Origin of the sequence: Idiomarina tyrosinivorans (assembly GCF_003987475.1) — a bacterium.
GTDB classification, from domain to species: Bacteria; Pseudomonadota; Gammaproteobacteria; order Enterobacterales; family Alteromonadaceae; genus Idiomarina; species Idiomarina tyrosinivorans.
This window is the reverse complement of record NZ_PIQH01000004.1, coordinates 258124-271163: the sequence shown is the minus strand read 5'-3', so window position 1 is coordinate 271163 and position 13040 is coordinate 258124. Positions and strand designations below refer to the sequence as shown.

Annotated in this window: 14 protein-coding genes; 6 read left to right on the top strand and 8 right to left on the bottom strand. The window is 49.1% G+C overall.

The window, feature by feature from the left end; genetic code table 11:
- Positions 1-163 precede the first annotated feature (163 nt).
- From CWI84_RS06125 to pspA, 8 genes are all read right to left on the bottom strand, one after another.
- Positions 164-505: a 4a-hydroxytetrahydrobiopterin dehydratase gene (locus CWI84_RS06125; RefSeq protein ID WP_126841696.1), complete on the bottom strand. Its 342-nt coding sequence runs from the start codon at positions 503-505 to the stop codon at positions 164-166.
- A 33-nt stretch (positions 506-538) separates the two neighbouring features.
- Positions 539-1333, bottom strand: a complete 795-nt coding sequence (phhA, locus tag CWI84_RS06120; protein WP_126841695.1) for a phenylalanine 4-monooxygenase — start codon at positions 1331-1333, stop codon at positions 539-541.
- Between the two features lie 85 nt (positions 1334-1418).
- Positions 1419-2630, bottom strand: a complete 1212-nt coding sequence (locus CWI84_RS06115; protein WP_126841694.1) for a trans-sulfuration enzyme family protein — start codon at positions 2628-2630, stop codon at positions 1419-1421.
- Positions 2631-2743: 113 nt separating this feature from the next.
- Positions 2744-3715 carry a TIGR01620 family protein gene (locus CWI84_RS06110; RefSeq protein WP_126841693.1) on the bottom strand — a complete coding sequence of 324 codons (972 nt, stop codon included), beginning with the start codon at positions 3713-3715 and terminating at the stop codon, positions 2744-2746.
- Positions 3712-5094 (bottom strand): YcjX family protein, encoded by a 1383-nt coding sequence (locus tag CWI84_RS06105; RefSeq protein ID WP_241968740.1) that lies wholly within the window; start codon positions 5092-5094, stop codon positions 3712-3714. The genes CWI84_RS06110 and CWI84_RS06105 overlap by 4 nt, the downstream gene beginning before the upstream one ends.
- Positions 5094-5492, bottom strand: a complete 399-nt coding sequence (pspC, locus tag CWI84_RS06100; RefSeq protein ID WP_126841692.1) for an envelope stress response membrane protein PspC — start codon at positions 5490-5492, stop codon at positions 5094-5096. The genes CWI84_RS06105 and pspC overlap by 1 nt, the downstream gene beginning before the upstream one ends.
- Positions 5489-5731, bottom strand: a complete 243-nt coding sequence (gene pspB, locus CWI84_RS06095) for an envelope stress response membrane protein PspB (protein WP_126841691.1) — start codon at positions 5729-5731, stop codon at positions 5489-5491. The genes pspC and pspB overlap by 4 nt, the downstream gene beginning before the upstream one ends.
- Positions 5732-5761: 30 nt before the next feature.
- Positions 5762-6430: a phage shock protein PspA gene (gene pspA / locus CWI84_RS06090; RefSeq protein WP_126841690.1), complete on the bottom strand. Its 669-nt coding sequence runs from the start codon at positions 6428-6430 to the stop codon at positions 5762-5764.
- Positions 6431-6643: 213 nt separating this feature from the next.
- Here pspA and pspF point away from each other — a divergent pair, with 213 nt between their 5' ends.
- From pspF to CWI84_RS06060, 6 genes are all read left to right on the top strand, one after another.
- The gene (gene pspF, locus CWI84_RS06085) at positions 6644-7735 is read left to right on the top strand and encodes a phage shock protein operon transcriptional activator (RefSeq protein WP_126841689.1); all 1092 of its coding nucleotides are present in this window, start codon (positions 6644-6646) and stop codon (positions 7733-7735) included.
- A complete protein-coding gene (gene sapA / locus CWI84_RS06080; protein ID WP_126841688.1) occupies positions 7736-9388 on the top strand; it encodes an ABC transporter substrate-binding protein SapA in 1653 nt (550 codons plus the stop codon). It abuts the gene before it with no gap.
- Between the two features lie 170 nt (positions 9389-9558).
- The gene (locus CWI84_RS06075) at positions 9559-10347 is read left to right on the top strand and encodes an ABC transporter permease subunit (RefSeq protein WP_241968739.1); all 789 of its coding nucleotides are present in this window, start codon (positions 9559-9561) and stop codon (positions 10345-10347) included.
- On the top strand, positions 10334-11227 hold the full coding sequence (locus CWI84_RS06070) for an ABC transporter permease subunit (protein WP_126841686.1): 894 nt from the start codon (positions 10334-10336) through the stop codon (positions 11225-11227). Before CWI84_RS06075 ends, CWI84_RS06070 begins: the two co-directional genes overlap by 14 nt.
- Positions 11227-12222, top strand: coding sequence for an oligopeptide/dipeptide ABC transporter ATP-binding protein (locus CWI84_RS06065; protein WP_126841685.1), 996 nt, complete (start codon positions 11227-11229; stop codon positions 12220-12222). Before CWI84_RS06070 ends, CWI84_RS06065 begins: the two co-directional genes overlap by 1 nt.
- Positions 12219-13022: an ATP-binding cassette domain-containing protein gene (locus CWI84_RS06060; protein ID WP_126841684.1), complete on the top strand. Its 804-nt coding sequence runs from the start codon at positions 12219-12221 to the stop codon at positions 13020-13022. The genes CWI84_RS06065 and CWI84_RS06060 overlap by 4 nt, the downstream gene beginning before the upstream one ends.
- Positions 13023-13040: the final 18 nt, after the last annotated feature.

Sequence of the window (13040 nt, the reverse complement as noted above, 5' to 3'; positions counted from 1 at the left end):
AGAGGAAGCCTAGGTATGTTATTCAAAGAAAACCGACCGAGGCCATCAAGACCAAGGTCGGTTAAACTATCCAAAACCCGCTATCCGGTGAATCGCAATGCTGCTCCGCTTAAGTGAACAGCATTGCGCTGCTATAGCGGGCTTTTCGTTGGCGAGTCGCGAGTTAGGCGTCTAACACCGTGTCGGTTTTCGCGGCCATAATAAAATCGTTCTTGTGCAGGCCATTGATAGCGTGCGTCCACCAAGTCACTGTCACTTTACCCCATTCGGTAATCAATTCAGGGTGGTGCTTTTCTTGTTCAGCAATTTCACCCACACGGTTGGTGAACGCCAGCGCTTGTTTGAAGTTTTTAAAGGTGTACTCACGTTGTAGCATCATCACCCCATCTTTGGTGACAGGTGTCCAATCTGGGATTTCCCGCAGTAGTGACGCTAACTCGTCGTCGCTAACCTTTGGTGCGTCGGCGTGGCAAGCTTCACACTTCATGCTGTCTAAATCAGACATTCGATTTACTCCTCGTTATGTTCAATAAATACGTTATGCCGCGTCTTTAGGCGGGAACTTCGGCTCAAACAACCCGAGTTCCATGGCTTCACGAACCAGCGCCATGATATCCATGTCGGCAATTTCGAATAGCTCATCTACACTGTGAATGGTGTAGTAGACAGGCTGAATAATATCAATCCGGTAAGGGGTGCGCAGCGCATCCAACGCTTTTAAAGGATGGCGCTCTGGCTTGTCGCTGTTCACCGCGTACTCGGTTTCCGCCGGTGAAGACAAAATGCCACCGCCATAAATGCGCGTACCTTGCTCGGTTTGCAGCAGCCCAAACTCAACCGTAAACCAGTATAGGCGCGCCAAGTAGACCCGCTCTTTCGGGCTCGCCGCATAGCCTAACTTACCGTACTGGTGAGTAAAGTGGGCAAACGCCGGGTTGGTCAATAGTGGGCAATGGCCAAATATTTCGTGAAAGATATCCGGCTCTTGCAGGTAATCAAATTCTTCCCGCGTACGGATAAAGGTTGCTACCGGAAACTGCTTATTCGCTAACAGGCGGAAAAACTCATCAAATGGAATGAGTGCGGGCACCGCCGCAACTTGCCACCCCGTTTCACGCTCTAACACTTCGTTTAGCTCGTGTAACTGTGGAATCCGGTCACGCGGTAAGTCGAGTAACTCAAGTCCTTTCATGTACTCATCACACGCCTTCCCTGGAATACACGCTAACTGCCGTTCAACAAGGTCGTGCCATACTTGGTTTTCCTCGTCGCTCCAATGAATGATGCCGTCGGCATCCGGCTGCTTTGAGACATATTTACTTTGTTTACCCATAAAGTTGCCCTGTTGCTTCCTCTTGTTGTTAGAAAATTATTGTTATTATTCGTTCAATATTTATTCAGGTTACCAAATTTTGCTTCTACTTTCCTGCTAACGCCTGCTGCAGATCATCAATAATGTCATCTGCAGCTTCCAGTCCGACGGAAATCCGTACCAGCGTATCCGAAATTCCTGCTTTCGCTCTTGCCTCTGGCGTGTACGGAGAATGCGTCATCGACGCCGGATGCTGAATTAAGGTCTCGGCATCGCCCAAACTCACCGCTAAGGTGATTAATTGTAGCTTATCGAGAAATGCCCTTGCGGTGGCTTCATCGCCTTTGAGTTCAAAGCCGATGACGGCGCCAGCCGAACGCATTTGCGGATTGTCGCCCTGCATCAGTTTCTGCCCGGCATGGTCACTGCACCCAGGGAAGAACAAGCGCTCTACACTGTCGTGATTACGCAAAAAATCGGCGACAAATAACGCGTTCTCACAATGCCGTTGCATCCGCACATCAAGGGTCTTTAAGCCCCGTAAAATTAACCAGGCATCGTGTGGGCTCATGGTGGCGCCCATATCTTTTAACGTGGTTGATTTGATTAACGCGATATCGTCTTCGCTACCACAAATAACGCCGGCAACCACATCACCGTGACCATTCAAATATTTGGTCGCACTGTGAATCACAATATCGGCACCAAACAGCGCCGGCTGCTGGTATAGCGGCGTCAAAAACGTATTGTCGACCACCATCCGAATATCACGGCCCGCAATGGCTTTTTTCACCGCGGCAATATCGACCACTTTTAAATGGGGGTTGGCCGGTGTCTCTAAGAACACCAGCTTGGTATTTTCCTTGACCGCCTGCGCAACGTTATTGGCGTCGGTCATATCGACAAAATCGACGCTAATGCCAAAACGGGTAAACAGTTCAGAGAATAGCGCAAAACTGCAGCCGTAGATTGCTTCGGAAATTACCACATGGTCACCGTGGCGCAAAAATGCCAGCATGGCAGCAGAAACAGCCCCCATACCGGTTGCTGTTGCGGCAGCCGCAGGCAACCCTTCGAGCGCGGCAACCCGACGCTCTAGCTCGGTCACTGTCGGATTCCCTAAGCGACTGTAGATATAGCCGTCAGCTTCACCCGCAAATCGCGCTGAGCCCTGCGCAGAAGAATCAAAAGTAAAAGTAGAGGTTTGGTACAGTGGCGACACTAAGGCGCCGTGCGGGTCATCGTGAACGGCGCCCGCGTGAATGACTTGAGTCGCTGCTTGCCATTGTGAATTATGATTATTGTTTTTATTGGCCATAATAGCGCTTAACCTACCACGTTATTGTGCTGAGAATCGGGCTAAAGATTGCAGTGTTGCGCAGCCGATAGCAATTCCTTTCAGCGTTTCCCTGTCAACAATAACTGTAACGGTTATTTTCCACTATTATCCGCGTTGCTACGCGCCCGCCAAACTTGCGGTAACGCATTTTTCAGCGCGCCCAAGAGTGATGTTTGCACATCTGTCAAACGCGCTCGGCGTTCTTTCGGCACCGGCAATGGTCGGCATAATTGCCGGGCAGCGTAGCCTAAACGTGCAGTCAATAGGCCAGCACCCAAGCCCTGCCCCGCACGCATGGACAACTTAGCGGCCAATTCAGCGCTAAGAAGCTGGCTTCCAGCATCCGTTAACAACTCGCTGACGCCGGCATAGGCGATATTGGTGAGGATCATTCGCCACAAACGAATGCGACTAAAATATCCCAGCTCAACGCCATAAAGCGCGGCAACCTTACTGATCATGCGCTGGTTGCGCCAAAGCATGATCACGGCATCTAACAGACTATTACCACTAACCGCGACTAACACCGCCGTTTCGCTCGCCGATTTATTGATCACTCGCTGCGCGTCGCGGTCGACATTTTGCATAATATCCTGTTGCAACCTTTCAGCCCGCTCTTGCGGTTGCCAGTAGTCCTCATCTATACGTTGCCATTCACGCAATAAATCCGTTCGCTGTAACTGCTTCACCAGAGCTTGTGCGTAATCCGAGGTGCATTCATCGTGGCGCTTCAATTGCCTCCGATGCTTTAACCGGTAAAGCAACACACACTCGCGAATGACCCAATAACCCGATACAACGACCAAAATCACAATCGCCGCTAACCATAGTGCGCCGAGCCACCAGTGCGATTGCCACGCCTGATAGATTTGTAATACCGACTCGGCCAAAATCGCTGCAATCAGCAACCCAACGCCGAGTATCAACCAACGCCCACGTCCTGATTTTTGCTTGGCTGTTAGCGGTTCTTCAGCAACGACAAGCGTTTCCTGCTCGGGCTCGACATCAATCTCTTGCATAGGCTGCTGTGGATTAAATTCAAGCATTTCCTGCTCATCACTCATGTCAATTTATCTCCCACAAGATACTGCAACACCTTGTCTAAGCGCTGATGAGGCAACGGTATCTGTTGGCGACTAAAGTTGGGGGCGAAACGTAAATATTGGAAGCCTTTCTGCCACTGCTGCGCCATCGGTGTTGATTGTGGCAAAGCCGACGGCGCCACCCGACGTGTTTGGCCATTTTCGTCAACCCCTTGCACCACTTGTTGGCCATCCACTTCACCCGCGCTTGTCGCCGCCAATGAGGCCACGCTGAACACCTCGTGAGGAACGTTATCAAACTGCCATTGGCGTCGTTTATCCAGCAGCAACTGCCGCAACAGTTCGGCTAACGCGTGATGCTGATTCGGCGGCACTTGGTCAGCTTTCGTCGCCACCAAGGCGACGCGTTCAATGCGTGCCGAGAACAAGCGGCGGAGCCAATGGTTTTCCCCATAGCTAAAGCTTTCTAAGAGAGCGGCAAGGGCCTCTTGTCGGTCGGCAAAGGCTTGTTCACCCGCCTGCAGGGCATCGAGTAAATCCACTAATATCACTTGCCGATTAAAATGGCTGAAATAGCTTTGATAAAATGGCTTAATCACCTGTTGCTGATAGTGTTGATAACGTTTAACGAGCAACCGTTGCCAATGCTCTGGGCAAGAAAACTGTTGCGGCCACGGGAAGAAATGTAACGCTGGTGCGCCAGCTAACTCTCCCGGCATTAACATTCGTCCAGGTTGTAAAAAGCATAACTGTGATTGATCACGACAGGCGGCCAGGAATAGCTGATATTGTTCAGCAATGCGGCGAATACTCTCGTCAGCAGAATGCTCAGAAGCCAGTTCACTGCGAATACTCTGCAGCCATGCCTGAGCGTGTTGTTCACGTTCAGGACGTTCCAGTAACGTGCTTTGTTGCTGACTCCACGCCTCATAATCTAGGCTTAATAGGGGTAAATCCAGGAGCCATTCGCCAGGGTAATCGACAATATCTAAGGTTAGATCGCGATATGATAGCCAGCGCGAATACCAGTGTCCGGTTGGCTGATAGCGCAGGGTTAAACGTATTTGACTGAGACTATTGGTCGATTCTGGCCAACGCGAAGGTTGCCCGCAAAGGGCTTCTATAGCCTGTTCGTACTTAAACCGTGGTATTTGCCATTGCGGCGATGGGGTTAACTGGCTCGCCACTAACCGCCCTTCTCTGACCACGTCAAAGAAGCCTAGCGCAGCGCCTTCGTTAGCATGCAACAATTGCTCAATCAGGCCGGTAATAAATGCGGTTTTACCCGCTCTGCGTAATCCAGTTACCGCCAATCTTACATGACGATCAAGCCCACGGTGCAGAGCATCGTGGGCTTGTTGTTTAATACTGTTAGCAGTGCTTGTTACTGTGCTCTTCACTACAGCTGTTTAAACTCTCTGTTTAAGGTGAATTCGCTAGAGGTGACATAACGTTCCATCTTTTGTAGCGATTGTTCCATCTCTTGAAAATCTTGATAGATTTCCTGGAACGCTTGCTTGGGCGGCTCACCGGCGGCCCAAATTTTGTCCTTTACCCGAATTGGGCCATGCCCTTCACTCTTGTTATCAAACACGCTAGGTCCTTTATCCAAGATAAACCATAGCGCGAAATAAAGTACTGCAAAGAAACCGCTAGAGAATATCAGGCCGGTAAAAAACACTACCCGCACTAACCAAGTTTCAATGTTAAAGTAGTCCGCTAAGCCTGCACATACACCAGCAATTTTTCCTTTGTCCTGACGCCGTCTTAACTCGCGTTTGGGTAGTTCAAAGTTCATGCTTTTTCCCTCCACTGTGGGGCCTCAGCATCAAGAATCAGTTCCAGCGACTTAATGCGTTCGCGCATTTTTTCAGCCTGTACCGCGAGTTCTCGCAACTGGGCGTGTTCAGACTCCGACAAGCCTTGGTTCACCTGGCGTTTACTACGGTAATGCATGATGACCCAAAACGGCGCGACAAAAATCATAAATAAGATAATTGGCGCAATTAACATGCCGACGATTGACTCGATATCCATACCCTTTCACCTTAACGCGAGTAACGCGTATTACTCTGATTTGTTTGATTTCATGCGAGCTTTTAACGCTGACAACTCGTCTTCAACTTTGCCTTCGTTTTCTAGCTCTGCAAACTCGTCACGCAACGACTTTTTGCCTAAATCATAAGCATCGACTTGGGCTTCTAGATCGTCAATCTTCGATTCATAACGTTCAAAGCGGTACATAGCATCGTCAACTTTGCTGCTATCCACTTGCTTTTTCACTTCCAAACGTGAACTCGCCGCACGCTGACGCATAACAATGGCTTTTTGCCGTGCTTTAGCATCCGCCAGCTTTTCTTGTAGCTGAGCAATCTCATCGTTCATTTTACCCAAGCTATCATCAATCCGTTGCTGCTCGTCTTGCAGTTGGCGCACCGCTTGCTCCGCTTGTTGCTTCTCGACTAATGCAGCCCGAGCCAAATCTTCGCGCGCTTTGCTGAGTGCCAATTCTGCTTTATCTTCCCAATCCTTCACTTCCTGTTGCAGGCGTGTTTGGCGACGTTCAAATTCTTTTTTCTCGGCCAAAAGTCGAGCTGATGTTGAACGAACCTCTACCAACGTATCTTCCATTTCCTGAATAATCAGGCGGACCATTTTTTCTGGATCTTCCGCTTTATCCAACAAAGAGTTGATGTTGGAGTTCACGATGTCACTAAAACGTGAAAAAATACCCATCGTAATTACCTCTCATAGTTAACTTCATTGCGATGAATTGAGACGGGCGATGCCTGTCTTTGGCATAGAACATTCAGGAATCACGCCAACTTTCATATTTTTGTAACCATATGAATATAAAAGATTTATCCAGAAAATAAAGAATGCTTTATTTGTAAAGAATAATGAAATAGACTAACTCTTGGTGAAAGATACTAATAATTAGGTGAATTAATGAGTCGGTTCCGTCAAGCGGATAACGTCATTGGTCAAGCCAACAGTTTCGTTGAAGTGTTAGAACAAGTTTCACAAGCGGCACCGCTCAGTAAACCGGTACTGATTATCGGTGAGCGCGGTACCGGTAAGGAGCTCATTGCCGCGCGGTTACATTTCCTCTCGCAACGCTGGGAGCAAAACTACATTAAGCTCAACTGCGCAGCATTGAATGAAAGCTTGTTAGAGAGCGAATTATTTGGTCATGAGGCCGGAGCATTTACTGGCGCCAGCAAACGCCATGAAGGTCGATTTGAACGAGCCGATGGTGGCTCGCTGTTTCTCGACGAACTCGCGACAACCTCGGCACGTATCCAAGAAAAATTATTGCGCGTTATAGAATACGGTGAATTTGAACGCGTGGGTGGCAGCCGCAGTGTTAAAACCGATGTGCGTCTTATTGCGGCGACCAATGAAGACTTACCCACCCTTGCTGAACAAGGAAAATTCCGCGCCGACCTACTCGACCGTTTGGCATTTGATGTGATTACCCTGCCACCACTGCGAGAGCGACGTGAAGATATTATGCTATTGGCGGAGCACTTTGCCGTGGCGATGGCACGTGAACTGCAGTTTGAATTGTTCAGTGGCTTTACCGAAAAAGCCAAGGCGACATTACTGGATTACGATTGGCCCGGTAACATCCGCGAACTAAAAAATGTGGTTGAACGCGCGGTCTACCGCGTCGCCAGTGGGCATATGCCGGTTAATGATATTATCTTGGACCCGTTCGATAGCCCTTATCGACCGAAGAACAGCGCGCCAGCAGCAGCTTCAGAAGAAGCGCCAGTTGCCGCTGACAATGCACCGAAAAACGCGCAGAGTGAACCCCAACAGACACCAACACATTCCGCTTCTACGCCGCAGTTAGCATTGAAAGACCCCATAGATTTCAAGCAACAAAGCCAAGACTATGAAGTGAAAATGCTTAATCAGGCACTCAAACTTAACCAGTTTAACCAAAAGAAGACGGCAGAATTCCTTGGCTTAACCTACCATCAACTGCGTGGCTATTTAAAAAAATACCAATTGCTTGAAGGAACGAATAGTTAAATGCGTGAGCTGTTAGCACATCAGCGCTTAGCGTTAGGCGCACTCACTATCGTCTTCGGACTCACGGGTTGCCAGCCGGACACACCGCCAGCACCGTTACAAAATGGTTTGATCTATTGCTCAGAAGGCAACCCAGAGAGTTTTAATCCGCAACTCGATGCCTCCGGTACCACTGTCGACGCAACGGCAGCACAACTTTATGACCGTTTGATCGATTACGACCCAGAAAGCAAACGTTTCGTACCGGCGTTGGCAACAAAATGGCAAGCCTTAGATAATGGTACCCGATACCGCTTTACCCTGCGCCAACACGTTGCCTTTCATAAAACCGCATACTTTACCCCTAGTCGCACCTTTAATGCCGACGACGTGGTGTTTAGTTTTAATCGTTGGTTAAAAGCTAGTCATCCCTACCACGATGTAAATGGTGGTACTTACCCGTTTTTTACAGCCACCGGCTTGGACAAATTGATCACCGACGTCGAGCGCATTAATGCATATACTGTTGATATTAAACTAGCTCGCCCTGACAGTTCTTTTCTGGCAAACCTCGCCACCGACTTTCCTATTATTTTGTCGGCAGAGTACGCTCAACAACAGTTGGATAAAGGCCATCCGGAAAATATTGATCGCTTCCCTATTGGTACCGGTCCGTTCAAATTTGTCGAATACCGTAAAGATATTCTTATCCGTTACCTGCGTAACGAAAACTACTGGCGCCAACCGCCAGAGATTGAGCAGTTGGTGTATTCCATTACCCCAAATGCCAATAAACGCATGCTGAAGTTGCTCACCCGTGAGTGTGACGTCATCCCCTACCCATTGGTGAACGAACTGACGGCAATGAGCCAAGAAGAAAATATTCGTGTGCTCAGCGAGGTAAGTCCCAATGTGGCATTTTGGGCGTTTAATACTCAGCATCCGCCTTTTGATGACCCAAGAGTGCGACGAGCGCTGAGCCACGCCATCAATCGCGCCGCGATTGTGCAAGCGATCTATTTTGGCAATGCGCAGTTGGCAAGATCGATTTTACCACCGACTTCCTGGGCCTATACCGACGTCAATGCGTCTTACCAGTATGATCCCGCCAAGGCTCGCGCCTTGTTAAAAGAAGCCGGCTACGCCAATGGCTTTAGTATGGACATTTGGGCGATGCCAGTGCAGCGAGTTTACAACCCTAACGCCCAACGGATGGCAGAACTGATGCAAGCCGATCTGGCTCAAGTCGGTGTCGAAGCACATATTATCAGTTATGAATGGAATACCTTCCGTCGGCGCTTGGCCGAAGGCGAGCACGACTCAGTATTGATTGGTTGGTACGCCGATAATGCCGATCCTGATAACTTCTTTCGACCATTGCTGAGTTGCGCCGCCGTGCGAACCGGTAGTAATCGTGCCAATTGGTGTAACAAGTCATTCGATGAACTGTTAATTAAAGCCATTAGCGTGAACGATAACGACGCCCGTGCTGAAATCTATCGTCAGGCACAGCAGGTACTGCGTGAACAACAACCGTTATTGCCAATCGCGCACTCGGTACGCTATCAAGCGCAGCAGGACTATATTCATGGGGTTAAATTACCCCCCTATGGTGGCATTAGCTTTCGTAACGCCAGTAAAGACTTGGTAAAGAAGGCGGAGGATAAGCCATGATACGCTATACCTTGCGGCGCTTCCTGTTGTTTCTTTTTACACTGTGGCTCCTGACAATAGTAACCTTTAGTCTGGGCTTCTTATTTCCCGAATTCAAACATAGTGATCCAACTGTTGGTTCCTATTTGGCCTACTTGAGCGCAATCTTACATGGCGACTGGGGGGTATCTATGAGTACGGGCCAAGACGTTACTGAGCAGCTGTGGATCCACCTAGGTGCGACGATCGAGTTGTCGTTTTTAGCCATGCTGTTGTCGCTGGTTGTCGCCATTCCGTTAGGGATTTTAGCGGCAATGAATCAACGCTCAATGTTTGATCGTTGGGTGGTATCAGCGGCGATGACTGGGTACTCCATTCCAGTGTTCTGGTTAGCACAGTTATTGATTTTATTGTTTGCCGTGCACTATGACTGGTTTGCCATTACCGGACAAATCACTCCTTTGTACGATATTCCGACTCGCACCGGTGCGGTGCTCGTTGATGTCATGCTCTCCGACTCAGCCAATGCCAGCTTGGCATTTTGGGATGCGGTAAATCATATGGTTCTGCCGGTCATTGTCTTAGCCATGATGCCGCTAACCATGTTAATTCGCATCATGCGTGATGCAACTTTAGATGTACTGGATAAAAACTATATTAAAGCAGCACGTGCGCGGGGCTTAAGTGAGCTCAAACTGATGCGCCGCCACGCCTTACCGAACGCCATGCAACCCCTAATTAGGCAATTGGGCCTACAATTCAGTGTGTTGATGACCAACGCCCTACTCACCGAAGTCATCTTTAACCGCTTAGGTATCGGCAGTTGGTTGGTAAAAAGCATTTATGAACGGGACTACCCAGTGCTGCAAAGCGGGTTATTGGTCTTTGCTAGCTTTATCCTGCTCATCAACCTGTTGGTCGAGCTCTATCACGCGTGGCGTTATCCGCAAGTAAGGCAGGAACTCTATGCTGAATACTAACCTTTACTACCAAGAGCGTAATCCGTCACCGACGCAACAGCTTTGGCGCCATTTTAGTGCTAATTTGGCAGCTATGATTGCGCTATCTTTTCTGGCACTGGGTTTGTTGGTCATGTTGTTTTCGCCTTGGTTAGCGCCCTATGATGCTAATCAACAGTTTGCTCAAGCGTTGTCGATTCCACCTTCGTGGACGGAACCTGGCGATATGCGTTTTATTCTTGGCACCGATGACATAGGCCGCGACCTGTTGTCGCGGATCATCACGGGGATGCGCTATAGCTTGGGTTATCCGTTAGTGATTGTACTGGTGGCCGCTATTGTCGGCATCACTATTGGGGCTTTCGCCGGAATTACTCGAGGACTGCGCGCTTCAGCGCTGAACCATTTGCTTGATGTACTACTCAGTATTCCGTCGCTACTGCTGGCGTTGGTGGTCATTGCTATCCTCGGACCGGGCTTAGAGAATGCGGTTATCGCAACCACGCTGGTGTTAATTCCCCAATTCGTTCACAGCGTTCGCAACAGCTTTCACGACGAATGGAACAAAGATTACGTGATTGCTTCACGCTTAAATGGCTGCCCGACGTGGTACCTGATGCTGCGCGTCATCATGCCAAATATTACGCCGATGATAGTGATGCAAATTACCTCCGCACTGTCGATTGCGATTTTGGATATTGCCGCACTGGGCTTTTTAGGATTGGGCGTACAAGCCCCTGCGCCGGAGTGGGGGACTATGCTCGCGCGGTCGTTGGATCAAGTCTATCTATCGCCTTGGTCGATGATTCTGCCGGGTATGGCACTGTTTGTTTTAGTGTTGTGTGTGAACGTTGTTGGAGACAGTTTACGCACCGCCATTAAAGAACGGACGGAAAACTAATGTACCTTTTGGATATTCGCAACCTCAGTATTGAAATGACTTCGCCAAAAGGTAAACGGGTGAAGATTCTAGACAAGGTGAATCTGCGCGTACACGCTGGTGAAATTCATTCCGTGGTGGGTGAATCAGGGTCCGGTAAAAGTTTACTGGCAAAAGCTATTCTCGGCTTTATTAACCCGCGTTGGACAGTGACTGCCGATCGCCTTTGGTGGAATGGTAAAGATTTATTGAGTTTAACGCCGAAGCAACGGCGCCAAGTGTCTGGCCGCGATATGGCGATGATTTTCCAAAATCCGAATAGCTATTTAGACCCGAATAGTACCGTTGGCGAACAATTAGCGGAGGCAATTCCTGCGGGCGACGTTCGCGGGACGTTTTTACGCCGGCGCGTCGATCGTAGAACTCGGGTTAAGCGGCTGTTGCACCGGGTCGGCGTGCGCGACCATGAAGGTATCATGGAAAGTTATCCGTTTGAGCTTTCCGAAGGCATTGCGCAAAAAGTGAGTATTGCAATGGCAGTCGCTCACCGACCCAAATTATTGATCGCTGATGAACCCACTACCGCGATGGAATCCAGTACCCGTGGGCAGATATACAAACTGTTAGCGCGGTTGAGCTATTTGCAGGACATGTCAGTGTTGTTGATCACGCAAGATATTGGTTCAATCATCCCAGAGAGCCAGCACGTGACCATGCTGTACTGTGGGCAGTTAATGGAGTCAGGACCAAAAGACGCAATTCTCAATAATCCGCGCCATCCCTACACCGATTCAATGATACGGATGTCGATGCAACGTTTAGACGATTTACCGCACAAATCGCGCTTACCCACATTGCCCGGCTCTATTCCTACCCTCGAGCATATGCCCATTGGCTGCCGTTTAGGGCCGCGTTGCCCCAAAGCTCGCAAAGAATGCGTGCAAGTACCAAGGGTCAGCAAACATGAACAACATAGCTTTCATTGCCACTTTCCGTTAGCGGAGGATGATTCATGAGCCCCCTGCTGGAAGTCAAAAATCTGAGTAAAAATTATACCCATAAGGCGCACTTCTTACCGGGCAAGCAAGTCAGTGCCCTCAGTGATATTAGCTTCACTCTGGCGCGGGGTGAAATCCTCGCCATTATGGGCGAAACCAGTTCCGGCAAATCAACCTTAGCGAAAATCGTTGCCGGTGTCGAAACCCCGAGTAGTGGCGATATTTGGGTCAACGGTCAGCGCTTGGAAAAGCATAATTACCGTCAACGCTGTCAGGTTATTCGCATGGTGTTTCAAGACAGCGATGCCTCTCTGAACCGGCAATTAACCATTGGCGAACAATTAGATGAACCTCTGCGTTTTAACACCGACTTAGTCGCGACTGAGCGGCGCCGACGGATCCGAGAAGTACTGCAACGCGTAGGACTGTTAGCAGAGCATGCGGAATTTTTTCCGCACATGCTTGCGACAGGACAAAAGCAACGGGTCGCAATCGCCCGCGCAATCCTGTTAGAACCACAGATTGTGGTCGCTGATGAAGCACTGGCTGCATTGGATCCATCAGTTAGAGCACAAATTATTAATCTGCTATTGGATCTTCAACAAGATATGGGAATTTCATACATTTTCGTTTCTCATTCGGCGGAGATCGTGAAACATATTGCAGACAAGATTTTAGTGCTTCAGCATGGTAAAATAGTTGAGTTCAAAGAAACAGCGGCCCTGTTTGATGCACCAACAGATGATTATATTGAGCGTTTACTGGTGACCAGTGGGCATATCAAACAGCAGGTCGATAAATACGCAAAAGAACAGTGACACGTGCGCTAGACGTCA

What these genes read in the sequence shown, in the direction of transcription:
- CWI84_RS06070 (WP_126841686.1), top strand. Translation starts at nt 10,334, where the DNA reads ATGCTGAATACTAACCTTTACTACCAAGAGCGTAATCCGTCACCGACG.
- pspF (WP_126841689.1), top strand. Translation starts at nt 6,644, where the DNA reads ATGAGTCGGTTCCGTCAAGCGGATAACGTCATTGGTCAAGCCAACAGT.
- sapA (WP_126841688.1), top strand. Translation starts at nt 7,736, where the DNA reads ATGCGTGAGCTGTTAGCACATCAGCGCTTAGCGTTAGGCGCACTCACT.
- CWI84_RS06060 (WP_126841684.1), top strand. Translation starts at nt 12,219, where the DNA reads ATGAGCCCCCTGCTGGAAGTCAAAAATCTGAGTAAAAATTATACCCAT.
- CWI84_RS06110 (WP_126841693.1), bottom strand. Translation starts at nt 3,715, where the DNA reads ATGAGTGATGAGCAGGAAATGCTTGAATTTAATCCACAGCAGCCTATG.
- pspC (WP_126841692.1), bottom strand. Translation starts at nt 5,492, where the DNA reads ATGAACTTTGAACTACCCAAACGCGAGTTAAGACGGCGTCAGGACAAA.
- pspB (WP_126841691.1), bottom strand. Translation starts at nt 5,731, where the DNA reads ATGGATATCGAGTCAATCGTCGGCATGTTAATTGCGCCAATTATCTTA.
- CWI84_RS06065 (WP_126841685.1), top strand. Translation starts at nt 11,227, where the DNA reads ATGTACCTTTTGGATATTCGCAACCTCAGTATTGAAATGACTTCGCCA.
- CWI84_RS06075 (WP_241968739.1), top strand. Translation starts at nt 9,559, where the DNA reads ATGAGTACGGGCCAAGACGTTACTGAGCAGCTGTGGATCCACCTAGGT.
- phhA (WP_126841695.1), bottom strand. Translation starts at nt 1,333, where the DNA reads ATGGGTAAACAAAGTAAATATGTCTCAAAGCAGCCGGATGCCGACGGC.
- pspA (WP_126841690.1), bottom strand. Translation starts at nt 6,430, where the DNA reads ATGGGTATTTTTTCACGTTTTAGTGACATCGTGAACTCCAACATCAAC.
- CWI84_RS06125 (WP_126841696.1), bottom strand. Translation starts at nt 505, where the DNA reads ATGTCTGATTTAGACAGCATGAAGTGTGAAGCTTGCCACGCCGACGCA.
- CWI84_RS06115 (WP_126841694.1), bottom strand. Translation starts at nt 2,630, where the DNA reads ATGGCCAATAAAAACAATAATCATAATTCACAATGGCAAGCAGCGACT.